This window comes from Kitasatospora sp. NPDC127067, from assembly GCF_042724755.1.
Taxonomy (GTDB): Bacteria; Actinomycetota; Actinomycetes; order Streptomycetales; family Streptomycetaceae; genus Kitasatospora; species Kitasatospora lactacystinica.
Genome location: NZ_JBHXEM010000302.1, coordinates 1 through 1,549, shown reverse-complemented (window position 1 = coordinate 1,549; position 1,549 = coordinate 1). Strand labels below are relative to the sequence as shown.

Sequence of the window (1,549 nt, the reverse complement as noted above, 5' to 3'; positions counted from 1 at the left end):
CTGAGGACAAGCCCTCGGCCTATTAGTACCGGTCAACTCCACCCCTCACAGGGCTTCCATATCCGGCCTATCAACCCAGTCGTCTACTGGGAGCCTTACCCTCTCAAGGAGGTGGGAGTGCTCATCTCGAAGCAGGCTTCCCGCTTAGATGCTTTCAGCGGTTATCCCTCCCGAACGTAGCCAACCAGCCATGCCCTTGGCAGGACAACTGGCACACCAGAGGTTCGTCCGTCCCGGTCCTCTCGTACTAGGGACAGCCCTTCTCAACACTCCTACGCGCACAGCGGATAGGGACCGAACTGTCTCACGACGTTCTAAACCCAGCTCGCGTACCGCTTTAATGGGCGAACAGCCCAACCCTTGGGACCTACTCCAGCCCCAGGATGCGACGAGCCGACATCGAGGTGCCAAACCATCCCGTCGATATGGACTCTTGGGGAAGATCAGCCTGTTATCCCCGGGGTACCTTTTATCCGTTGAGCGACGGCGCTTCCACAAGCCACCGCCGGATCACTAGTCCCTACTTTCGTACCTGCTCGACCCGTCAGTCTCACAGTCAAGCTCCCTTGTGCACTTACACTCAACACCTGATTGCCAACCAGGCTGAGGGAACCTTTGGGCGCCTCCGTTACCCTTTAGGAGGCAACCGCCCCAGTTAAACTACCCACCAGACACTGTCCCTGATCCGGATCACGGACCCAGGTTAGACATCCAGCACGACCAGAGTGGTATTTCAACGACGACTCCACCAAGACTGGCGTCAAGGCTTCAAAGTCTCCCACCTATCCTACACAAGCCGAACCGAACACCAATATCAAGCTATAGTAAAGGTCCCGGGGTCTTTCCGTCCTGCTGCGCGAAACGAGCATCTTTACTCGTAATGCAATTTCACCGGGCCTATGGTTGAGACAGTCGAGAAGTCGTTACGCCATTCGTGCAGGTCGGAACTTACCCGACAAGGAATTTCGCTACCTTAGGATGGTTATAGTTACCACCGCCGTTTACTGGCGCTTAAGTTCTCAGCTTCGCCCCGACGAATCAGAGCTAACCGGTCCCCTTAACGTTCCAGCACCGGGCAGGCGTCAGTCCGTATACATCGCCTTACGGCTTCGCACGGACCTGTGTTTTTAGTAAACAGTCGCTTCTCGCTGGTCTCTGCGGCCACCCCCAGCTCGGAGTGCAAGACTCGTCACCAGGAATGGCCCCCCTTCTCCCGAAGTTACGGGGGCATTTTGCCGAGTTCCTTAACCATAGTTCACCCGAACGCCTCGGTATTCTCTACCTGACCACCTGAGTCGGTTTGGGGTACGGGCCGCCATGAAACTCGCTAGAGGCTTTTCTCGACAGCATAGGATCATCCACTTCACCACAATCGGCTCGGCATCAGGTCTCAGCCTTAGTGTGAGGCGGATTTGCCTACCTCACGGCCTACACCCTTACCCCGGGACAACCACCGCCCGGGCTGGACTACCTTCCTGCGTCACCCCATCGCTCACCTACTACCCCGTTGGGTCACCGGCTCCACCACTTCCCTTTGCCCGAAGGCTCC

At 57.0% G+C, this 1,549-nt stretch carries 1 rRNA gene; it reads right to left on the bottom strand.

Features of this window, described 5'->3' with window-relative positions:
- Positions 1-2 precede the first annotated feature (2 nt).
- Positions 3-1,549: ribosomal RNA gene (locus ACFWJ4_RS41585) — 23S ribosomal RNA — on the bottom strand; the annotation flags it as partial.